General features: G+C 65.2%; 19 protein-coding genes. 4 read left to right on the forward strand and 15 right to left on the reverse strand.

Annotation, left to right across the window (positions count from 1 at the left end; all coding sequences use genetic code 11):
* Positions 1-208: 208 nt before the first annotated feature.
* Entirely contained in the window at positions 209-679 is a 471-nt protein-coding gene (locus EV191_RS28350) for an NUDIX hydrolase (protein ID WP_132880981.1), read from the forward strand.
* A gap of 36 nt (positions 680-715) precedes the next feature.
* Here EV191_RS28350 and EV191_RS28355 read toward each other — a convergent pair whose 3' ends face one another.
* The 12 genes from EV191_RS28355 to EV191_RS28410 all read right to left on the reverse strand — a co-directional run bounded on the left by EV191_RS28355 (position 716) and on the right by EV191_RS28410 (position 16,221).
* Positions 716-1,690, reverse strand: a complete 975-nt coding sequence (locus EV191_RS28355) for an NADPH:quinone oxidoreductase family protein (RefSeq protein ID WP_132880983.1) — start codon at positions 1,688-1,690, stop codon at positions 716-718.
* A 95-nt stretch (positions 1,691-1,785) separates the two neighbouring features.
* Complete coding sequence (locus EV191_RS28360; RefSeq protein WP_243659305.1) at positions 1,786-4,569, reverse strand: AfsR/SARP family transcriptional regulator; 2,784 nt, start codon at positions 4,567-4,569, stop codon at positions 1,786-1,788.
* Positions 4,570-4,737: 168 nt separating this feature from the next.
* Positions 4,738-6,171: an aldehyde dehydrogenase family protein gene (locus EV191_RS28365; RefSeq protein ID WP_132880987.1), complete on the reverse strand. Its 1,434-nt coding sequence runs from the start codon at positions 6,169-6,171 to the stop codon at positions 4,738-4,740.
* Between the two features lie 37 nt (positions 6,172-6,208).
* Positions 6,209-7,093, reverse strand: a complete 885-nt coding sequence (locus EV191_RS28370) for a dihydrodipicolinate synthase family protein (RefSeq protein ID WP_132880988.1) — start codon at positions 7,091-7,093, stop codon at positions 6,209-6,211.
* Positions 7,090-7,890: an enoyl-CoA hydratase-related protein gene (locus tag EV191_RS28375; protein ID WP_132880990.1), complete on the reverse strand. Its 801-nt coding sequence runs from the start codon at positions 7,888-7,890 to the stop codon at positions 7,090-7,092. Before EV191_RS28375 ends, EV191_RS28370 begins: the two co-directional genes overlap by 4 nt.
* On the reverse strand, positions 7,887-9,071 hold the full coding sequence (locus tag EV191_RS28380) for a CaiB/BaiF CoA transferase family protein (protein WP_132880992.1): 1,185 nt from the start codon (positions 9,069-9,071) through the stop codon (positions 7,887-7,889). Before EV191_RS28380 ends, EV191_RS28375 begins: the two co-directional genes overlap by 4 nt.
* A complete protein-coding gene (locus tag EV191_RS28385) occupies positions 9,068-10,432 on the reverse strand; it encodes an FAD-dependent oxidoreductase (protein ID WP_132880993.1) in 1,365 nt (454 codons plus the stop codon). Before EV191_RS28385 ends, EV191_RS28380 begins: the two co-directional genes overlap by 4 nt.
* A gap of 12 nt (positions 10,433-10,444) precedes the next feature.
* Entirely contained in the window at positions 10,445-11,647 is a 1,203-nt protein-coding gene (locus EV191_RS28390; RefSeq protein ID WP_243659302.1) for an MFS transporter, read from the reverse strand.
* Between the two features lie 201 nt (positions 11,648-11,848).
* A complete protein-coding gene (locus EV191_RS28395; RefSeq protein WP_132880997.1) occupies positions 11,849-12,457 on the reverse strand; it encodes a helix-turn-helix domain-containing protein in 609 nt (202 codons plus the stop codon).
* A gap of 92 nt (positions 12,458-12,549) precedes the next feature.
* Positions 12,550-14,199, reverse strand: coding sequence for an alkaline phosphatase D family protein (locus EV191_RS28400; protein ID WP_132880998.1), 1,650 nt, complete (start codon positions 14,197-14,199; stop codon positions 12,550-12,552).
* A gap of 111 nt (positions 14,200-14,310) precedes the next feature.
* Positions 14,311-15,204: an SMP-30/gluconolactonase/LRE family protein gene (locus tag EV191_RS28405; protein WP_132881000.1), complete on the reverse strand. Its 894-nt coding sequence runs from the start codon at positions 15,202-15,204 to the stop codon at positions 14,311-14,313.
* A gap of 27 nt (positions 15,205-15,231) precedes the next feature.
* On the reverse strand, positions 15,232-16,221 hold the full coding sequence (locus EV191_RS28410; protein WP_132881002.1) for an LLM class flavin-dependent oxidoreductase: 990 nt from the start codon (positions 16,219-16,221) through the stop codon (positions 15,232-15,234).
* 147 nt (positions 16,222-16,368) lie between these two features.
* On the opposite strand from EV191_RS28410, the gene EV191_RS28415 reads away from it, so the two are divergent.
* Complete coding sequence (locus tag EV191_RS28415; protein WP_132881003.1) at positions 16,369-17,019, forward strand: TetR/AcrR family transcriptional regulator; 651 nt, start codon at positions 16,369-16,371, stop codon at positions 17,017-17,019.
* Positions 17,020-17,025: 6 nt separating this feature from the next.
* On the opposite strand, the gene EV191_RS28420 is transcribed toward EV191_RS28415, so the two are convergent.
* The 3 genes from EV191_RS28420 to EV191_RS28430 all read right to left on the reverse strand — a co-directional run bounded on the left by EV191_RS28420 (position 17,026) and on the right by EV191_RS28430 (position 20,283).
* Positions 17,026-17,829 carry a class I SAM-dependent methyltransferase gene (locus tag EV191_RS28420; protein ID WP_132881005.1) on the reverse strand — a complete coding sequence of 268 codons (804 nt, stop codon included), beginning with the start codon at positions 17,827-17,829 and terminating at the stop codon, positions 17,026-17,028.
* Between the two features lie 155 nt (positions 17,830-17,984).
* Positions 17,985-18,884 carry a mycobacterial-type methylenetetrahydrofolate reductase gene (locus EV191_RS28425; protein ID WP_132881007.1) on the reverse strand — a complete coding sequence of 300 codons (900 nt, stop codon included), beginning with the start codon at positions 18,882-18,884 and terminating at the stop codon, positions 17,985-17,987.
* Positions 18,885-19,278: 394 nt separating this feature from the next.
* Positions 19,279-20,283 carry a LacI family DNA-binding transcriptional regulator gene (locus tag EV191_RS28430; protein ID WP_132881009.1) on the reverse strand — a complete coding sequence of 335 codons (1,005 nt, stop codon included), beginning with the start codon at positions 20,281-20,283 and terminating at the stop codon, positions 19,279-19,281.
* Between the two features lie 131 nt (positions 20,284-20,414).
* On the opposite strand from EV191_RS28430, the gene EV191_RS28435 reads away from it, so the two are divergent.
* Entirely contained in the window at positions 20,415-21,317 is a 903-nt protein-coding gene (locus EV191_RS28435) for an amidohydrolase family protein (RefSeq protein ID WP_243659303.1), read from the forward strand.
* The gene (locus tag EV191_RS28440) at positions 21,314-21,931 is read left to right on the forward strand and encodes a cysteine dioxygenase (RefSeq protein ID WP_132881010.1); all 618 of its coding nucleotides are present in this window, start codon (positions 21,314-21,316) and stop codon (positions 21,929-21,931) included. Before EV191_RS28435 ends, EV191_RS28440 begins: the two co-directional genes overlap by 4 nt.
* The last annotated feature ends 230 nt before the right edge of the window (positions 21,932-22,161 follow it).

The raw sequence follows: 22,161 nt of genomic DNA on the forward strand, positions 1-22,161 counted from the left end.
ACCAGCTGATCACCGAACCGGGCACAGTCCTCCTGAAACGACATGATCGCCGCAACCTCTCATCGAGAGTGTTGCGACGATCATGTGAACCCGCCGTACCGTCAGGGGCCCTACGTATTTCCGCGACTCCGGTCTTGCATCGCCTGGCTCCTCGCCGTGCGGCTCCACAAAGGACGATTCTGCACGCCGAAGTGGCAGGGAGGGACGTATGGCTCGCGTCGATCACTACCGCGACCCAGCAGCGCCACCGGCCAACAGCATCGTTGTCGCGGCGACCGCCTTCGTGCTCGACGAGCACGGGCGGGTGCTGATGATCCGACGTACCGACAACAACCTCTACGCGATCCCCGGCGGAGGACAAGACATCGGCGAAACCATCTCGCAGACGGTCATCCGAGAGGTTCGCGAGGAGACCGGTATCGAGGTTGAGGTCGCTGGCGTGATCGGCATCTACAGCGACCCGGAACATGTCATCGCCTTCACCGACGGCGAGGTGCGCCAGGAGTTCTCCATCTGCTTCCGTGCCCACCCGACTGGCGGAAACCTGCGCACCAGCAGCGAAAGCAAGGAAGTCCACTGGATCGAGCCAGTGAAACTCGACGAGTTGAACATTCACCCATCGATCCGGCTGCGCATCACACACGGCCTCGAGCAACGTGCCGACCCGTTCTTCGCCTAGCCGCTCTGCTCCAGAACGCGGCGCACGGGCTGGTGCTCACGCGGTACCGGGTTCGATGACGACCTTACCGAGGGCGGCTCGTTCATCCAGCTGTGCGACGGCTTCCCCGGTCCGCGCGAGTGGGTACCGAGCGCTGATCGGCGGGTCGATGGCACCCGAGTCGAGGTAGGGGAGGAGCCTGTCCCACTCCTCGCGCAGATAACCAGGGCGAGGCATGGCATAGGCGCCCCAGCCGACACCCCGCACGTCAATATTGTTCAACAGCAACCGGTTCACCTTCACGGTCGGGATATCGCCAGCGGTGAAGCCAATGACCAGCAGGCGCCCCAACGGCGCCAAGCTACGCAACGAGTCGGTGAAGCGGTCACCGCCGACCGGATCGACGACCATATCGACGCCCTTGCCATCGGTCAGCTCCGCCACCCGATCCTTGAAGCCTTCGGCGAGCACGGTGTCCTGTGAACCAATCGATTTGACGAACTTCGCCTTGTCCTCAGTGGACACAACAGAGATCGTTCGTGCGCCCATGGCATTCGCCAACTGGATCGTCGCAGTGCCGATACCCCCGGCAGCGCCCTGCACGAGTACCGTTTCGCCGTGTTCCAGTTGCCCACGGGTTTGCAGCGCGAAGGTCATCGTCAGATAGTTCATCGGCAGCCCGGCGCCTGCCGCGAACTCCATCGAATCCGGTAGTGGGAAAACGCTCTGCGCGGGTACCGCGACCAGCTCGGCGAAGGCACCCGTAACACTGCTCGCCGCTACTCGATCTCCGGGCGAGAACTCCGAGTCCGATGGCGCGGCCACGACGACACCAGCGAGCTCGCCGCCAAGCGTGAACGGCGGATCCGGCTTGTACTGGTACATCCCCTTGGTGAGTAGCAGATCAGGAAAGTTCACCCCCGCCGCTTTCACCTCGATCAGCACATCACCGAGCGCTGGCACCGGATCCGGTACTTCCTGGACTTCCACCGATGCTGGCCCATCGGTCCGGGTGACCATCGCTGCGTGCATGATGTGGCTCCCTTCGGGGTTCCTAACCCGGCGCATCAGCTACGACGGATTCGGGACACCCTACCGGGCCTTGCCTGGTCTGGATGTGACCTCGGTTACCCTTCGTCGGTTGCCGACGTATGGCGGGCGACCCCGGCCTGCGGGTCACCCAGCTGCTCGAAGGCCGCGGCCGCGGCCTGCCGGTGTTTCTCCGCCTCAGCGGCATCTTCGGCTCGTCCCGTGCAGGTCAACGCATCGGCGAGCCTGGACTGGATCCTGGCGGTAGCCCGATGATCGCCGAACCGTGTGCTCAGGTCCATCGCTTCGCGGTAGTACCCGGTCGCCTCACTGTACTGCCCCTCGTCCTGGTGAATATCGCCAAGGCTGGCCAAGGTGTAGCGCAGTCCATTGTGGTCCTCCTGGCGGCGCTGCAGCTCCTGAGCGACCGCGAGGTGTTCGGCCGCGCGGCTCGGGTTGTTCAGCCTCCGTTGTGTATCGCCAAGGTTGTTCAGGCAGATGCCTTCGCCATACACGTCTTCGCAGTTCCGGAACAACGGCAACGCTTGCTGGAAGGTGTCGTCGGCCTCGTCCAGCCTGTTCAGATCTACCAGCACGACACCCAGATTGTTGAGGTTCCAGGCCATCCCGTGCTGGTCCGCGCGTTCGGTGAAGATCTCCTGTGCTTGTTCATGGCAGCGGATCGATTCGTCGAACTCCTGAAGATCACTGTGCAGTACGCCGAGCCCACGCAGGATCACCGCCTCGCCGTGCGGATCGGCCAGGCTGCGGGCCGCGGCGAGTGCGCTACGGTGCGTTACCCGCCAATCTTCCCAGTGACTGCGCAGGTAGTAGAAGCTGAGCAGCAACGCGGGCAGCTGCCAGGCAGCCGGAACCCCCATATCGGCCGACGCCCTGGTGCTGGCGACCAGGTTGTCCCGCTCCGCCTCACACCATGCCAGCGCTTCGTGGTGTGCGGTGAAGTACACCGGAGCGGTGCCATCACCGATCGGGCTACGCAATCGTGGTGCGAGCAGTCCGCGCGCGGCCCCGGCGCGTTCGATGTAGTGTGCGAACAACCGTTCCAGCGCCTCCTGGCGCTGCTCGGCATCATCCTCCGCATGTGTACTGCTGCGCGCGTATGGCTTGATCAAGTCGTGGAAGGAGTAGCGACCCGGGGTGAGGTGTTGCAGCAGATGCTCGTCGGCGAGATCTTCCAGGTAGGTCTCCGCCTCCGCGAAACCGATGCCGGCCAGCGCGGACGCGGCGTCCGCCGTGAAGTCCTTGCCGGGGTAGAGGCTCAGCAGCCGGAAGAGTCGACGGTGCTGCTCCGGCAAGGCAAGGTACGACAGGTCGAAGACCGCCCGTAGGCTTCGCGCCCCTGCCGACAACCGGTCCAGCCGCCGGTCCGCGTTGTCCAGCTGTTCCACCAGGTCCCGCGCCGTCCAGGTCGGATTGGCCCGCAACCGGCGCCCGGTTAGCGCCACGGCGAGTGGCAGATCGCCGCAAAGCTCGGCGATCCGGTCGGCGACCGTCGGGTCCTGGCCTATCTGCTCACCGGCGATCGTGCCAAGTAGCCCAATCGCCTGCTCGCGGTCGAACTCACTGAGCCGGACGACATGGGCACCGGTCAGCCCGACGAGGCTCCGCCTACTGGTAACCAGCACCAGACAGCCCGGTGTGGCCGGGATCAGTGGCCGAATCTGCGCTTCGTTCGCGGCGTTGTCCAACAGCAACAGCGCGCTCTTGCCGGCCAGCCGGTCGCGAAACAAGGCGCCGCGGGACTCCTCGTCGGTCGGAATCTCAGCGGCTGGCACGCCAAGGAACCGCAGGCATCGTTCCAGCGCCTCCGCCGGAGTCACTGGCTCGTGATCGGAGTCGAAACCACGGAGGTCCAGCCACAACTGCGCGTCGGTGAATTCACCATCCCGCAAGAAAGAATGCGCGCCATGCACGGCGAGCCGAGTTTTACCCACCCCAGCCATACCGGTAATCACGGCGACCGCCGTCGCCGTGCCATCCCGCTGATCGGCCACGAGCCGGCGCAGGCCGTCCAGTTCCTCGCGCCGACCGGTGAACTCTGCGATATCGGTCGGAAGTTGCGCCAGCGCGCGAACTCCCTCCACGTGCTGGCCGAGTGGTTGCTGGCCCTGTGTGAGGTCCTGTTCCGCCAGAACCTGTTGATGTACCTGGCGCAACTGTTCACCTGGCTCGACGCCCAGCTCGTTGACCAGCTGACGCCGCGTTCGTCGGTAGACCTCGAGCGCCTCGGATCGCCTGCCCGCCCGCTGCAGGGCGGACATCCACAGCGCCACCAAGCGTTCCCGCAACGGATAACGGGGAGTGAATTCTGCCAGTGCCGGAAGAATTCGCTCGTGCTCGCCGAGGCTCAGCGAGGCGGCGGCGTGGTTCTCCACGGCAAGTAGGTACTGCTCCTCGAACGCTGGGCCAACGTCCCGCGCGATCGGCAGATCGTCGAGTCCGGTGAACAGTGGCCCCCGCCGCAGCCCAAGCGCGTTGGTCAGGTGCGCTTTGACTGCCCGAGGGTCGCTAGTCCGTCCAGCGAGCGCGATCGAACGCTGGAACCGATGGAGATCAACGGCTTCGTGCGGGACACGCAGCAGGTAGCCTTCGGGCGCGGTCTGCACCAGGCCCGAATCGAGTGCCGTACGCAACCGCCGGACATAGTTGCGCAGCGTCGCGCGGGCGGTGGGTGGCGCCTCCGCGCCCCACAGATGTGAAATCAACCGTTCCGCGGTGACCACTTCACCTGGGCGTAGCAACAACGAGACCAGCACCGCGCGGAGCATTCGAGCGGCTAGCTCCACCTGTCGGCCGTTGCGACGAATCGCCAACGGGCCCAAGACGTCGAATTCCCAGTTATCCGGGTCGGCCGACCCCATTGTCGTCACTCGCTGCCACCCACTAGTACTGAATCGTAAAGGCGGCTTGACGTTACCCCCGGGACGCAACTCGCTCGGCCGACCTGGCGACCGTGACCTGGGCGGAATCCTGGTCGAACAGCCGTTTCCTCACCCGTTTGTGTGAAGGAAAGCGTCCGATGGTTCCCATCACCGATCGTGCCCGAAGTAGACAGTCTTCGACCAACTGTAAAACTCGGTCGCGGTTGGCCCCTGCTCGCGGAAGGTGTTCGTCGACGAGTCCTTGACTCCGCCGAACGGCACGTTCAGATCCAGCCCGGTCGTCGGCCGGTTCACCTTCACCACACCGACGTGGGTAGCTGCCGCGAAATGATGCGCGGCGGCCAGATCTCGCGTGCAGATACCGGCGGCCAGTCCATACGGTGAATCGTTCACCCTGGCGAGGCCCTCGTCGAGGTCGGCCACCGGGAGCACCGCCAACACCGGACCAAACACCTCCTGCCGGACGACGTCCGCGTCCTGCGCCATATCGGTCAACACCGTCGGCTCGAACCGCAGCCCGTCCGGATCCGCGCCGCCCGTAACCACGGTTGCCCCGTTATCAATAGCGGTTCGCACCGCGCCGACGTCGGTGGCCAACTGCTGCTCGCTGATGACCGGACCCATCGCGGTCCCCGTCGCCAAGCCGTCCCCCGGCTGGTAGCGCTTTGCCTCCGTGGCCAGCGCCGCGCTGAACTCCGCCCGCACACCAGGTGTGCAGTACACCCGTGAGGTGGCGGTGCAGGCCTGACCAGTAAGCCCGAACGCGCCGGCAGCCACCACCCGAGCCGCCGCCTCCGGTGCGGCGTCATCGAGCACCAGGTAGGCGTTCTTCCCGCCCATCTCGAGTTGGACCCGTCCGCGCCGCTCGGTCACGGTCCGCTGAATTCGCATGCCAACGTCGGTGGAGCCGGTGAACGACACGGCAGCCACCCGGTCGTCCTCGACAAGGGTCTTGCCGGCCACTTCTCCCGCACCGTGCACGACGTTGAGGACACCGTCCGGCAGGCCGGCGGCCAGCAGCGCGCGGGCGAGGTGGTCGGCGGAGGCGGGAGTGAATTCGGCTGGTTTCAGCACGACCGCGTTCCCGGCGATCAGCGCGGGGGCGAGTTTCCACGCCGGGATCGCGATCGGGAAGTTCCACGGGGTGATCAGGCCGACTACCCCCAGCGGTTCCTGCCGAGTGAGGACCGTGGTGTCCGCGGAAGCGCTGGGGAACACGCTGCCGTCCTGGTGCCAACCCCGGGCGCCGAAGTACCGGAGCACATCGATCGCGCGGCGGACCTCACCGGTCGCTTCGGCAAGTGTCTTTCCTTCCTCCCGCACCAGATCCCTGGCGATCTCGGAATGCTTGGTGCGCAACAGCTCTGCCGCATCCAGCAGGATGGCGCCGCGTGCCGGCGCCGGAGTCGACGCCCAGCCGGACGCGGCCTGCTCGGCCGCGGAGATGGCGTCATGCACGGTGCCCGCGTCCGCCGATGGCGAAGTGTTCACCACTTCCGTTTGATTGGCGGGATTTCGCCTGGCACGGTCTTCTTGACCACGCCAGGCGCCATCGATCAGGTGCTGTACCAACGTCACCATGTGCTCCTCGTTCTCGAGATCTCGACGATTGACTGTGCTATTCGGACAGCCATCCGGGCAGCGCGGACAGGTGTGTTGCCAGTTGCGCGCGCAGTGATTCCGGCAGCGACACGGCCGGCGGTCGCACCCACGATTCGGCGATCAAACCGCGCGACCGCAGGCACTCCTTGCGGATCGCCAGCGCGATGCCCGCCTGCTGTTCGAAGTTCACCAGCGGCAGGTACGGCAGCAGCGCCTCCCGTGCTGGCTGATATCCACCCCGGTGCCAAGCCCCGGTACAGGACAGCAACGCTTCCGGAAAGGAGAAGCCAGTCATGGCGCCGGCAGCACCCGCCGCGAGTTCGTCGAGCAGCCAGAGTCCGCCAAGACCGCCGAACACCGGCACACCCGATGCGCGCAGCGCGGCAACCGCGACCGGCGTCGGAGGCGCCTCGGCCTTGATCGCCACCACCCCGGGTACGACCGCCGCCGCCAGCTGTTCCTTCGCGATCGACACACCGCTGACCAGTGGGTAGTCCTGCACGACGAGATCGGCGCCGGTGGCCTCCCGTATCGCGGTCAGATGGGCGGCAAGCACCTCGGCACTGGCGGAGTTCGCCTGCACCATCACCGCGGCCAGCCGATCGCCGGCGAGCGATCGCGCCTGGTGCACTTCCTCGATCACCGGCGCCGTGCCCAGCGAACTCGCCCCGACCACCAGCGGCAGGTCGACCGAATCCAGCACTGTACGTAGCACGGTTGCCCGCTCGGCCATGGACAGCTGCGCGGCTTCGCCGAACACGCCGAGTACCGTGAGGCCGGTGACGCCGATATCCGCATAATGCCGCACCAGCCTGGCCAGGCTCGCGGTGTCCACATCCAATCCTGTCCCGCTGAACGGGGTCGCGACCACGCCCCACACGCCGGATGGCAATCCGTTCATCGACCCACCCACACCGGAGCTCGCTTCTCCTGAAACGCACGTACCCCTTCCGCGCTGTCCGCGCTGTCCAGCGCTTCGATCACCGCCGGCAGCCGGGCCGACTGTGCCTCGCGCGCGGAGAGTTTCGCCGTGTGTTGCACGAGATGTTTGATGGCGCGCAGCGAGCTTGGAGCGCAGGCAAGGAGGTCGGCCACCCAGCGCTCGACGGTCTCGTCCAGCTTGGCCGCCGGCACGACCTCGTTCACCAGCCCCATCCGGTGTAGTTCCGCCGCGGCCGCTTTGCGGCCGGTGAGCAGTAAACCCATCGCTTGGGTATGCGGGATACGGCGCACCAGCTGGGCGATACCACCGTCCAACGGCATGCGTCCCACGCGTGGTTCGGTCAACCCGAACTTCGCGGTGTCGGCCGCGATGACGATATCGCAGCCGAGCACCATTTCCATGCCGCCGCCGAGCGCGTAGCCGTTCACCCTGGCGATTACCGGCACATCGAGGGTATCCCGAAGGCTCAGCCCACCGAAGCCGTTCGGATCGCACTGGGCCCAGTACTGCAGCCCGGTTTGCTCCACGGCCGAGGCCGACATATCCGCGCCGACGCAGAATGCCCGCTGCCCACCGCCGGTCAGTACGACGGCGCGAACATCCCGATCCGTCTCGATCCTTGCCCAGATCTCGGTGAGCCGGGTATGCGTTCGGGCATCCACCGCGTTCAGCACGTTCGGCCGATCGATCGTTACCCAGGCGACGTGGTCGCTGATCTCACAACGCACCTCGTCGGTTGGTGTGGAATCAGTCATCCCAGCACCCCGTTTCGTCGCAGGGTCGCGATCTGCTCCTCGGTATAGCCGTGCTCGGCCAGTACCTCGGTGGCATGTTCACCCAGTCTTGGCGGCACTCGGCGAATACTCGCCGGTGTGTTCGACAGCCCGATCGGCGCGTTCAGCACCCGCACCGTGCCGGCGGTTGGGTGCTCCATCCGCACCACCATCTGGTTGACCAGTGTTTGCTTATCATCCAGTGCGGTCTCCAGACTGTGCACTGGCGCGCACAGCACGTCCCGGTCCTCCAGCCGTTTCACCCAGTACTCGGTGGTGTTGCTGGCGAAGCGCTCCCGGAAGATCCCCTGCAGCACCGGTCGCGCTTCGAACTGCTTGTCCAAGGTGCTGAACTCGGCCCGTTCGGACAGATCCTCGTCCAGCTCCAGCGCCACCGAGATATCCCGCAACGGGTTCTCCTTGAAGGCGCCCACCATGACCACGGCGCCATCGGTGGTGGTGAAGACGCCGGACAGTGGCATCGCTGCCCAGTTGATCTCCCGGCCCCGGTTGAGCTGCATACACGCTTCCTGCATCTGCATATGCAGCATCGAGTCGTACATGGTGACATCGACGCGCTGGCCGGTTCCGGTTCGCTCGCGGGCAAGTAACGCCAGCAGGATGCCCTGCATCAGATGCATCCCGGTGGTGTAGTCGCAGAGCGTCGTCGGATACACGTTCAGTGGAATATCCTCGGATTCCCTTCGCCACATCACGCCGGAATACGCCTGCGCGATCACATCCTGGCCGCCCTTGTGCCGGTACGGACCCCGATCACCGAAACCGGTACCGGATGCCCAGATGATGCGTGGGTTGTGTTCCCGAAGCTGGTCGTAACCGAAGCCGAGCCGCTCCATCACCCCGGATCGGAAATTGCTCACCACCACATCCGCCCTGGCGACCAGGTCATGGATCACCTGTTTGCCGTCGGCCGATCTGGTGTCCACCGTGATGCTTCGCTTGTTCCGGTTGATGGAAAGGAACACCGGATTGTCCATACCAGACTCGTCGGTGATCGAATTGCGGGAAAGGTCGCCGACCTTCGGTCGCTCAACCTTGATCACATCAGCGCCGTAGTCGCCGAGCAGCTGAGTGCAACTCGGCCCCATGTACACCTGAGTGAAGTCGATAACCGTGACACCAGCCAACGGCAGCGTGGTCATGCCGGTACCTCCGTGAGCTCGTCGATCGTCGCGTTGGCCGATGGCACGTCGCCAGGATCGGCACCCTGCGCCCGCATCTGCTGTTGTATCTGCGCGATCGGCACCTCCCGTACGAGCTCGTCGCGCCGCACGGCCAGCGCCGCCGCCGTCCCCGCAGCCTGGCCCATCGCCATGCACGGCGGGATCTCCCGCGATACGCGTTGCGCGTCCGGGGTGGCCGAGTAGTGGCGTCCGGCCACGAGTAACTGGTCCACCTGCCGTGGCAGCAGGGCACGGTAGGGCGTGTAGTAGTCCCGACCCCGGCATACCGAGTCCGCGAAATACCGGCGCTGGGTGATGTCGTCCTTGGTCACTACATACTCGCCGCGGAGCAGCCTGGTCTGCCGGACGCCCATCTGCTGTGCGACGTCGAGTAGATAACAGTTCTCGAAACCGGGGAGGTGTTCCCTGATGTAGTCGAGGACGGCGGCGATCCGGTCGCGGGCTTCGAACTCCGCCGCGGTGAGCGATTCGGGATCCGCGCCGTCGTATCCCGTCAGATGTGGACAGTTGCACCAGACGACGCCCGGTGAAGGGGTTTTCAGCCACCACAGCTCCCAAGCTCCGCCGAGTAGCCGTTTGACCTTCCGGTTGATGGCCCGCGCGGCGCGGGGATCTTCCTGCTCGAAGCGCTCAGCGGCCGCGGTATCCACTCCCGCTAGCCGGAATACCAGGGTTACCAGGTACTTGTCGTGTTCATAGGCGGCGCCGGACCGGGAAGCCACGTCGATATCGCCGGTGGTATCGATGACCACGTCACCGAGTACCGCCTGTGGGCCGGCCTTCGTCTCGCAGACGACGCCTTTCAACACACCGTCATCCACGATCGGTCGGGAGAACCAGCTGTGCAGCCGCAGGTGCACCCCGCTCTCGCGGATCAGTTCGTTCGACACTCGCTTCCAACCGTCGGGGTCGAACGCGACCGAATAGCAGATCGGCTTCAGCTTGTCGTGCGAGTGGATATCGTAAGCTCCCCAGCGGCCCCACCGGTTCCACATCTGTTGCGAGGCGAATCGATCCTCCGGCGGCGGATACACCGCCTGCCCGTCCTTGGCCAGACGGCTGACGTACTCGTCCACGATCCCGCCCACCGTGATCTCGTCCCCATTGCACATATCGTCGAGGACCAGCACCATGCCACCGGAGGCCAAACCGCCGAGCGCGGAGTACCTTTCCACGAGCGTCACCGAGGTCCCGGCGCGCGCGGCGGCGACCGCGGCGCTCACACCGGCCGGACCACCCCCGATCACGACGACGTCACTGCGGCGCACCACTGGCGCGGACAGCTCCGAGCTGTCGATCCGCAAGTCCTTCGTATCCAATTTGCACCCTCCTTATTCGCCCGCGTACAGGCCGGTCGTGCGTTTGGCTAGCAGGTAGAGCACCACGCTGATCAGCGACAGCGCGGCCAGATACACCGGGAACAGCCAGTCGATTCCCTGTTGCTGCAACCAGATCAGTAGGTACGAGGCGGTTCCACCGAAGAGCGCCACGGCGATCCCGTAGCCGAGCCCGACCCCGGTCGCGCGGCAGGTCTGTGGCATCAGCGAGGTGCTGATCACGTTGTACAGCGTCATGTTTGTCACCAGTACGAGCCCGCCGACCAGGAGCACGATGCTGAACCCGCCGATACCCGGTCCGGCGTAGGCGAGCATCAGGAAAGCGGCAGGCACCACGAGCAGCCGGGTCGCGACGAAGGTCCTGGACAGCTTGCGCCGATCCGCGAGCATGCCGACCAATGGCGAACCGACGAGCAGGATCAGGCCAAGCAAGGTGGTCAGCGCGAACACCGACGTGGAGTCCTCGCCGAAACCATTCGCCAGGTTCGGCAGGCCGACGTTCCACGCGTAGTTGTAGGCCTGCGCCGCGCCAACGACGAAGATAATCGCCAGCAGCGCCAACCAGTGCCGCCCTACCTGCCGCCACACCGGTGGTGGCGCCTGCGGCCCCGTGCCAGTAGCCGCCGGCAGCGACTCCGGCAGGTTGCGCCGCAGGTAGATCACCACTACGCCGAGTGCCGCGCCAACGAACATCGGAACGCGCCATCCGCCATCGGCCATGGCCGCGTCGTCAATCAACGCGCTCGTCGCGAAGCTCACCAGCGAGGCTCCGAGGATGCCAAGGTTCACGAACATGCTGAGCACACCGGCGGCGCGGCCTTCGCGCCCGGCGGGGGAGAGTTCGACCGCGTACGCCGTGGACAGCGGTGCCTCGATGCCGGCCGAGATGCCCTGGAAGACCCGGCAGACGAAGAGCAGTAGGCCGGCGAACACGCCAATGTCCTGATATGTCGGGCTGATGGCGATCACCAGGGTGCTGACAGCCATCATCGTGATGGAAAGCAGCAGCACCTTGCGACGACCGATCCGGTCCGCGAGGCGCCCGAGCAGTACCCCACCGAGTGGGCGGAAGGCAAAGCCGACCGCGAATACCGACAGGGCGCTCAGTGTCGACGAGACAGGGTCGGCGTTCGGAAAGAAGTTCGGCCCGATAAAGGCGGCCAATAGGCCAAATATCTGCCAATCGTACCATTCCAAGGTATTTCCGAGTCCGATGGCGGTCAGTGTCTTGGAATTCTTGGAATGATGAGGATCCTGCTTTTTGGTAGACATGGGTAAGGAAGCCACAACCATTACCTCCGATAGCACCGGAGTAATACGCCAGAAGTGAATACGGTCTTGATCGTCGGTTCTGGCGCGAATGGGATTCGTTTACGGCGTGCTAGCCGTGATCAACGCCTACCAGGTTGGCGGCGTGATCACCCAGATTGAATGACAGTCGACATCGCCGGGGTTCGCGTACCAATGCGGGATTGTGGACGAGTACCGAATGGAGTCGCCGGCCTCCAGACGGTGCCGCACGCCGTCTATAAACACATCCTTGCATCCGGAAAGCACAATGCCGAACTCTTCGCCATTGTGCCGGTACGGTGTTCCGCTCGTATCGTAACCGGGTGGGGTCTGCACCCAGGTGGCCTCGAGTGCGCCATTCAGATCCGGCGTGAGTAGTTCGAATGTCGCGCCGTCGTCGGATTCGAGGCCGTGCACATCGAGCCTGCGCCGATCCTTCTTGCGTACTACCGGCGAGGCCTGCTCGGTCACATGAAACAGCCTGCCGACCGGAATGTTGAGGCCATGACTCAGCTGGGCCAGTGTGGTGAACGATGGATTTGCCTTGCCTCGTTCGACCTGACTGACGATGCCGACGCTGACCCCGGAGAGCTCGCTGAGGCGTTCGATCGTGAGTCCGCGTTCCTTGCGCAGAGCTCGGATTCGCTCGCCAACCGCGCCGAGCAAGGAAGAAATCTCCTGCCCGTCATCCGTCCACTCGGCGGCGGCTTCGTTCAACGCTCTCACCTCGTTCCCGCGACGAGATTCAGCATAATGATGTTCTTCATTATGTCAACGGTTGCCTGCTGCTGGCCCGAGCCGCGTACGGCTCAGTCGGCGAGTTCCGCTTCGCGGGTTTCACCCAGGGACAGCCGAGTGACCTGGCCGCATGTCAAGCCGTCTGGTTTGGACACGGCCAGCTCCGCCGCACGGCCGGCGATGTGCACTGTCGCGACCGCGTTGTGGAAGTACGGCCCGCGCAGTCGGGTCCAGGACACCTCGGGCAAGGGCGCTCGCGCCAACCGGCGGAGCCAACGCGTCAGCGTGATCGCCGGCCGGGACCAGCCGATGCGTAGTACCGCCCGGAACGGCCCGGGTAACGCCTGATGTATCGGCGAGCAGACCAGCTGGTAGACGCTGGCATCCGGTACGACGCCGGGGAACTCGGCGCGCACGGCGTAACTGTGGTGCACATCCCCGGAGAGCACGCTGACGGTCGCCGGAGCGTCCGGGTCGGTCGCGATGTCGCGCAGCAGTGCGGTAAACCGGGCAAAGGAACGCTGAAATGCCGCCCAATGCTCAAGATCGGCCAGCTGTCTGGCTCGCTCGGCGAGCCCTGCGACCAGTCGGTTCCGCGATCCGCAGTACCTTTCATTCGCCGCTTGCGCATGATCGATCGCCGGTGGCAGCAGCCAGGGCAGCGAGCTTCCCACCAGCACGTGGTCGACATCGGCCAGATCCTCGCCCGCGCTGCGTTCCAGCCAGGCGAACTCGGTCTCGTCCAGCATCGAGCGGTGTCCCTCGGTGAGTACCCGTGCCGCCCGGGTATCAACCATGATCAGGCGCGTGCGGTCGAGGTCCCACCGGAAGCTCCAGCGGACGGCGTATGGGTTGCTCGCGGCGAGGTCGGCGGCCTCCGCGAGGATCGGCCACGTATCGCCGGTTGCCTCGCGGACTCGGGTCCACGTCGGGTCGGCGGCGCGTTCGTCCGGGGCGAGATTGCCGATGTGCTGGTAGATCCAGTACGAGACCAGTGCGGCTCGTAACCGTGTTTCCCACCAGGACTGCCGTCGAATATTGGCTAACCAGGCCTGCGAGGTGTTCCAGTCATCGCGCACATCGTGATCATCGAAGATCATCGCGGTCGGCGTGGTGGACAGCAGCCAGCGCAACTCGGAATCCTGCCAGGATTCGGTATACAACCGAGCGTACTCCGCGAAATCCGCGACTTCCTGCCACGGTGGTCGACGCACATCGCGCCGGGTGGCCAACCAGCGCCGGACCTGCGGTGTGGGATTGTCCGCGTAGACCTGATCGCCGAGCAGCAGTAGTGCATCCGGCGGGCGCGACGCGGGGTCGGCGGACAGCTCGGCCGCGTAGGCGTCGAGCGCGTCGCTGCCCAGCGCCCGGACGCGTTTGGGTTCGTCGGGCTTCGGGTAACGGCAGGAGCCGAACACCACCCGCAGCGGGTCGCCGCCACCCCGGGTGTGGATCACACTGGCCGGTTGCTTCGCATCCGGTAGCGGCCAACAGTGTTGCCCATCAAGGGAAACCGTGTACGGCGTCGCGCTGGCTGGGCTTAACCCATCGATGTCCACCAGTGCGTAGTGGTGACCAGCGACCTCGAACGTCCGGGCGTGGCTGTCGAGTACTCGCACCGTCGCCGGGCGGTCGGTCTGTACCCACACGGAGGCCGTGGTCGTACCAACATGGCGCAGCACCGGGCCGAGCAACAAGCGGGGCGAACCGGGGGGAGTCACCCCCCTTTACTACACCGGTTCGGCGTATTACGCGATCAGCCGCCCTCCATCATGCCGAGTTCGTGCGAGATCGCCCGGGTTCGTCCTAATTGCCCTGTCCGTCAGAGCTCGTCACGGCCGGCCACCGTGCGGTACCTCAACCCGGGTCGTCAGCAGCTTTCCTTCGCGCGCGTTCTTGCGGGCCTGTTCATGGAAGTCCGGCGCGGCACAGAGAAAGAGCGTCCGGCCGTCGGAGCCACCGAGCATGCAGGCGAAAACTCCGCCATCGACCGGTATCTCCGTGCTGATCTGGCCGCCCTCGTGTACTCGAAGAACGCGCCCGCCAACCGCGTCGGCTATCCACAGTGCCCCTTCGGCATCGAGGCAGCACCCGTCGGCGGCGACCACGACCTGGCCAAGCAACTGTTCGAAGTCCTTGTTCGTGGGCAGCTCGCCGAACTTCGCCCAAACCCGACGGTTGACCAGCGAGCCATCGCCAGCGATATCGAAGGCGGTCACCCTGTTGGCGAACGTTTCACAGACCAGTAGGACACCGTCGTCGGTAATGACACTGCCGTTCGGAAACCACAGATCGTCCGCGACGGTGGTCACCGTCCCGTCGGGGTCGACACGGAGCAGGGCAGCGGTTTGTAACGGCTGACCGGCCATGAGATCGAATCCGAACTCCCCGACGAAAGCTCTGCCCTGAGCGTCCACGACCAGGTCGTTGGGGTGCCCGTTGACATACGTGGACAGGTCGGCGTGGGTGTGCAGCGAGCCGTCCGGTTCCCTGCGCAGCAGCCGAGCGTCCCGCATCGACACGATCAGCAGCCGGTTATCCGGCAACCACCCCAGTCCGGAGGGTTGCGCGGCGACCTCGGCTTCGACACGGAGCTCGCCGCCGTCCTCAGCAGCCGAGTACACCCGGTGGGTGTAGAAATCGGCGAACCAGATCCGTTGCTCATGCCACCGCGGACCCTCCAGATAGGACATACCGTCGATGGCGGTGCGGACGTCATGGCTCATGATCTTCCCTTCGGGACTGTGGGTGAATCAGCTGGACGAGGCCTCGAGGAACCGTTCCAGCTCGCGCTGAATATCTGGTCCACATGGTTGGAAGACGACCTCGGTGACGCCGAGCGAACGGTAGTTGTCCAGCCGGTCGCGGATCTGCTCCCGGGTTCCGGTCAGCGTGACGTCCCGGAGCGTGCTGCTGCCGCCCGCGTCCCAGGCCGCCCGGTCCGCCGGGTTCAGCTCGACGCAGTGTCCCGAGTGGACGGCAAGATGTCGCTGCGCGGGCGGCGTTGTTTCCACGGACGCGAGCCATTCGGCCCCGCCGGGAAGCGCCCTGACTGCCTCCGCGCCACCAAACTCGTACGCGCCATGCAGGGAAAGTGCCCACCCGGGGCCCGCGGCCAAGCGGGCATGCTCCGAGTCGTTCTGCTCGGTCTCATCGAGCACGCTGCCCCATTCGAGATAGGCGACCCAGGAGTACTCGGGCATGAATTCCGGCGGTTGCAGCGTAGCGAAGAGCCCATCACCGAGCTCGTTGGCGACCTTGTTTCCTTTCGGGCCAAGGGCACTGATCAGAATCGGTACCTCGATCGGTCGATCGGGAGCGTGGCCATCCGGATGCAACATGCGCATCTCGGCGCCTTCCCAGTTGATGGTCTCGCCGCGCAGCAAGCTCCGATAGGCGCGAATGTAGGAATCCATAAAGGACCAACGGATCGCGCCATAGCCCATCGCGCGGCGCCCGGTAAAGCCAGTGCCGAAGGCGACGGCCACGCGCCCCGGCGCGAGTGCGGTCAGGGTGGCCGTCGCGGCGGCATTGACCATGGGGTGTCGCAGGCTGGGTACCAGAACACCCGGCCCTAGGCCGATGCGCTCGGTACGTTCCGCGGCGAGCGCCAGAGTCATCCAGACATCCGGGCTCTGCTGAGGTGTGTCATATACCCACGCGCGGTGATAGCCGAGTCGTTCGGCCAGCGCGATGTTGTCCGGAGAATCCAATGCGGTTGGAAACGCGCACGACACGTCCATGTGTCCACCTCTGGTCGGGTAGCGGCCGGATGGAAGTCCATCTACCTGCTGAAATAACTAAGCGCACAGTTATTTTTCGAGTGTGTGGCATAGTACACAGTTAGTCGTAGGTCGAGCAAGGTGCGTTGACGGAAGGGGAGACGGTTGATGTCAGTCAGGCAGTCCGCGCTTCTCGCGCTGGCTGATGACTCGCCGGACCTGTGGGATGCGGGATTCGGAGAGGTCGCCAAGCGGTTACTGACGGCAGGCGTGCGTTGCTTCGCCTCGACTGGCTTCCATGCGACGACGACGCGGGATATCACCAAGGCAGCGGCGCTCTCGCCTGCCGCGCTGTACGTCCACTTCGCCTCGAAGGAAGACGTGCTTTTCGAAATCACCCGGTCCGGGCATAGGCGGGTGCTCGAGGTGGTCCGATCGACCGAGGACGCCGATGATCCCTCGGTCTACCTGAAGGCGCTCGTCGCGCGGTTCGTCGCCTGGCACGCCCGACATCATGTGGCGGCGCGCGTCAGCCAGTACGAGCTCTCCGCGTTGACGGCGGAGCACTACGAGGTCATCGCCGGCCTGCGTCAGCAGACCACGGCCGTGTTCGAGGCTGCCATCCAGTGGGGCGTCGAGCAGCGGGCATTCGGTGTGGTGGATGCCCACCGCCTGGTGCGGGCAATCCTGTCCCTTGGCGTCGATCTCGTGCGCTGGTACCGGCTCGACGGAGCGGATTCGCCCGATCAACTCGGCGGTTTCTATGCCGAACTCGCACTGGGGATGGTGGCGGCCGCGACCAGCGCCGAAGCTACGTAGCCTCGCCTAGGGTTTCGTGGCCCGGATCGAGTACAACAGTGGTGCCCCTGGTTGCCCTGCCGGGTAGTAGTAGGCGCCGCCGCTTCGTTCCAGCACGGAAAATCGCTGCCAGAGCGAGAACTCGCGCTCGTGCAGGAAGTCGAGCCGCAAACCGGCCGTGATCAGCGCGGTCACCACCTCGCCGATGCCGTGCTGGAACTCCACGGTGTGGTTGTGTTGGAAGGTGGCCTCCGGATCGGCGTAGGTCCCCGCCTCCGCGTCATCGGCTTCGAACGGACCTCGGTAGAAGTAGTCATGGGCGATCTCGCGGCCCGCCACGTCCAGAATGTCCGCGAACGGGTGGAATTCCGCTAGGTAAAGAAAACCGCCCGGCCGCAGCAGCGCTGCCACGGTAGCCGCCCAGCGGTCGATATCGGGCAGCCAGCACAGGGCGCCGATACCGGTGTACACCACGTCGTAGGTCTCGCCCAGGACCTGCTCGGCCGCGTACACGTCCGCGGTGACGAACCGTGCGGGCAGGTCGACCTGAGCCGCGATCGAGCGCGCGGCCTCGATCGCCTTCTCGGAGAAGTCCAGCCCGGTTACTCGCGCACCGTGGCGTGCCCAGGACAACGTGTCCAAGCCGAAGTGACATTGCAGGTGCAGCAGGTCTTTCCCGCTTACCTCGCCGACTTCTGCCCGCTCGAAATCGCGGATCGCGTCCGCCCCCGCGAGAAACTCGCGCAAGCCGTAGAAGTCGCTGTCCAGATGGACCGGCACGCGCTCGTCCCAGCTCAGCCGGTTGAGCGTGTAATAGTCACTGGTTGTCATCCGTCGGTCCCCACCGGTCTACTCGATAACAGGTCTATTCGATAACAGGGCAAGACCCGTAGCTGTAGCACGGTGGCGCGCTGAACGTCAGCCGAATTTCCCCGTAACCGCATTCCTGAAGGGCATTGCGGTTACGGGGTGTGGCTGGCGATGCGTCATCCCTTGGCGTTCGGGCGATCCGGCGCCCAGTATTCGAGCATCTCCGCGAAGGTCTCGAAAGCTGGTTTGGAGTAACCATAGGGCGCTTCCAGATGCACGCTGAGCGGGAAACCCAAGTCGTGCACGCCGTCGATGACTCGCTGATACAGCTCGACGAGCTGTCGTTTGCGTTTCTGGAACGACGTTACGGCCAGATCCGCGACGAACTCCTGTTCCCTGGCCACGAGGTCGTTCCCACGGTCCTGGATCAGCCAGTTGATCAGCCCGACCCTGGACTCCGCGCTCGGTACGAAACCGAAGGAGAGCAGGATTTCCGGGCGGTGCTCGGTCCGGTGGGCGAACTCGCGCAGGAACCCGACGATCGAATCAGAGAACAACAGCTGGGTCATCCCGTAGGTGGCGCCGCGGTCACATTTGAAGGCGAACCGCTGATCCTCCGCCTCGCGGGTCGGGATCAGGATCACGCCACGGTGCGGCACGACATCCTGGAACTGTGACAACGCGTCGGTCGGTGCCACTCCGGGGCCGTCGCCATCGGCCATGGTCCGCGGCACGCCGACGAACGCGATGCCATCCATGCCGGCGCCGCGCAGCTCCTGTAGGCGCTCGGTCAGCTGCTGTTTGTCGTGGAAGGCGGTGACCTGGGTACACAGGCCATGCACGCCGTCGAGTTCTGGTCGCACGGCTTGCCAAAAGTCCAGTGTGTCCAGTTTTGGCTTCATCTCGACCGGGCGATCGTCGTCCTCGGCGATCATGCCGGGGATCATCACGTGCCGAATGCGGCCGGTCAGTCCGAACTCGCGGGTGCGCTCGGCGACTTTGCGCCCCTCCGCGACGGCGGCCGCGAGGCCGTCCTCGGTGTCGGTCGGCACCAGTTCGAGTGCGATGGTGTTCATGTCGGCCTCAGGTTTCCCTTCTGTCGACGTGTCACCGTCCAAGGCAGTATCCACGTGTACCCATGGACCTTACCTTGAGCAGGAACCCGTGCTGGTTGGCTGTAACGCGCACGGCCTCAGCCGCACGCGAATGGTCCGTACGGAGTACTACCATTGTTTCCGCGTCGTTGCCGTAACCAGGCACACGCACAATACCGTTTCCGCAGCGTATCGGCCGCTGCTGAATTTGCTTTGGCGGCGGATTCCGGCGCGGAACCGGTGCGGCTGTGGAAAACTTCGTTCCGTTGTGGTATGGCCACGGCCGGCGTGTGCATACGGTAAGGCTTGGAAATCCGTCTCTTCAACCGATCGCGCGTGTTCAATATATCCACAATAGACTGTCTAGTGTGGACTTCTAGGTATGATGCCGAACTGATTCGCGATGTTTCGGTTCCGGCGCGATCAGTTTGCGCCTACTGTGCCGATCGTGGTCGATCGCCTTGACCACACGTTCGACAACGGCATCCGCCACCGTGTCGACTTCCCAGCGATAAGTGGAAAGTGCGGGCGTCAGCAAGCGAGACATCGGGTGATCGTCGTAGCCGAGCACGGAAAGCTCGGTCGGGATAGCCAGATCGAGTTCCCGTGCGGCGGCGTACACGCCGTAGGCCATTGAATCGGCCAGGCAGAACACGGCGCTCGGTCGGGAGGATTCGGCGAGGGCGGTATACGCGACCTCGGCCGCGTCGTTGAGATTGTTCGGGCAAGCCTGTACTCGTAGTCGTAGGCCTCGCTCCTTGCCAATATCGTGCAGAAACTGCTCGGCGGGGCGGAACCGGGGTAGCCGCGGCCCAGGAGTGAGCACGAGAACTTCGGTATGGCCGGCCTCGCGGAGGGTGTTCACGGCGTCGGTGATGCCAAGGCTGTTGTCGAAGACCACCTCGGCCGCGGTGTTGGCCCCGGGTAACGGGTCACCGATCGCGACGAGGGCCGTCCGTTCCGCGGCCTCCGACCAGTACGCCGACGTCGGGTCGACGGGAATAGTGACCAGCGCGTCGACCCGTTGGTCCACGAGATACTTGGCCAGCATCGCTTCCCGCTCGGGATCCGCCGCGGCGTCCACGAACAGCAGGTTGCGCTCCACCGCGAGGAACTGGCGGCCAAGCGTGGCGATGAAGCTCTGTTGCCAGAGGTCCTCGAGTGAACTGCACAGCACGCCGATGGTGCCGGTGCGGCCGCTGGACAGTGCCCTGGCGATCGGGTCGACCTCATAGCCCAGCCGGTCGGCCACCTCGCGCACGCGCTGCTGGGTGTCGGGCGGGACCTGGAGGCCACGCAGGGCATAGGACACGGCGGCGGGGGAGAGGCCCGTCTCCGTCGCGATGTCCTTGATCGTGGGGCGCTTGCGGCGCTGCGACACCACAGCAGCCTAGCGCGACGGGCTGACAGTTTTGTCGCACGGAGTGAGACGTGTTGACGAATCGATTACTGATGCGGTTCACTGAAACCGTTCACTGAACCGCATCACTACTGGTCGCGAAGGAGGTCTGGGTGACCGAGCTGGTGATTGACGTACACCAGCATCTTTGGCCGGAAGAGCTGGTCGAAGCGCTGCGTGCTCGTGATACAGCACCGTTTCTGGATGGCTGGACACTGCGGCTGGCCGGTGAACCTCCCTACGATGTCGATCCGGCCGAGCATGACCAGGGCAAACGAGCCGCGGCCGAGGCGGACGCGGGCATCGACCAGGTGCTGCTGTCGTTGTCCAGCCCGCTTGGGATCGAGTGGCTGCCTCCGGACGAGGCCGCGCCGCTGCTCGACGCGTGGCACGACGGTGCGCTGGCGCTGGCGAAGCCGTTCCAGGTGTGGGCCGCGGCCAATATGCGCGAGCCGGATCCCGCCGCGCTGCGGGCGGCACTGGCCGCCGGTTGCATCGGCCTGCAGATACCAGCCGACGCGATGCAACGTCCTGCCGATCTGGAGCGGATCGCGCCGCTGTTTGCCGAGTGTGAACGACAGAACCGGCCGGTGCTGGTACACCCCGGCCAGGCCAGTTGTCCGGCGGAAGGCGTGCCGGGGTGGTGGGCACCGGTACTCGACTACGTAGGACAGCTGCACGCCGCCTGGTGGAGCTGGCATGTTGCCGGTCGCTCGGTGGCACCTGAGCTGCGTATTTGCTTCGCGGCCGGCGCCGGCCTCGCGCCGGTGCACTACGAGCGGCTGGTCGCCAGGGGTGGCACGGTCGGCCGGATCGACCCGAACTGTTTCGTCGACACCTCCTCGTACGGTCCGCGTGGCCTGGACGCGTTGATCCGGGTGCTGGGAATCGACCCCGTGGTCTTCGGCAGCGACCGGCCCTATGCCGAACCGACAGATCCCGGCATGGGGGCCGCCGCCACCCGTGCCATCCGTTGCAGTAATCCACGTCGTCTCTTGGAAGGAGGATTGCCGTGACCGTCAATCCGACCGCGGCACCCGAACCCGTCGCCCCGGCACCCGTCGCCGATGTGGTGCCAGCCAGACAGGCGAGCCCGGTGCGCGAGTCGTCCACGAGTCTCGGTCTGGAAACGTTGCCCGGCCGTGACCTCGACCAGCACGAGTTGCGTGAACTCGTCGCCGGCCTGGCGAATGATCCCGAGGTATGGCAGCAACATGTCGCGTTCAGCGACGATGAGCGGCACTACGTCTCGCTGCACCGGGACGCGCATGTCGATGTCTGGGTGCTGTGCTGGACCCCGCAGAACGACACGGGCTGGCACGATCACGACATCTCGTCCGGTGCGGTCGCGGTGACCCAGGGCCGCTTGGTGGAACACAACCTGGCGGTCGGCGGGCCGAGTGTGGAAACGGATGTGGCAGCCGGCCAGGTATTCAGCTTCGGCCCGGAGCACATTCACCGGCTGACTGGCAAGGACAAGGGTAGTGTGTCCATTCACGCCTACTCGCCGCCGCTGTGGCGGATGGGCCAGTACGCCGTAACCAGCAGCGGGGTTCTCAAGCGGGTATCACTGTCCTATGCGGACGAGCTGCGCCCGATCGACGATGTCGAGCCGGCCGCGAACGCCTGATCCGCACGCGCGCGGATAGCGGCCGGCGGATGCGAGCCGTGCCGGCGCCCTCGTCACCGAGGGGCCGGCACGGCGGCCTTTCCTAGCAGCTACCGCAGCAGCCACACCCTGGCCCGCTACAGGAACTGCAGCAGTTACATCCACCTGCGCTCGGTTGCATGACGGCCTCCTGATTCGCGGCAACACCACCGTCTGTCCACGTTAGGTAGCCGGTAGCGGCCCGGACACCG

This window comes from Tamaricihabitans halophyticus (assembly GCF_004340875.1).
Lineage (GTDB): Bacteria > Actinomycetota > Actinomycetes > Mycobacteriales > Pseudonocardiaceae > Tamaricihabitans > Tamaricihabitans halophyticus.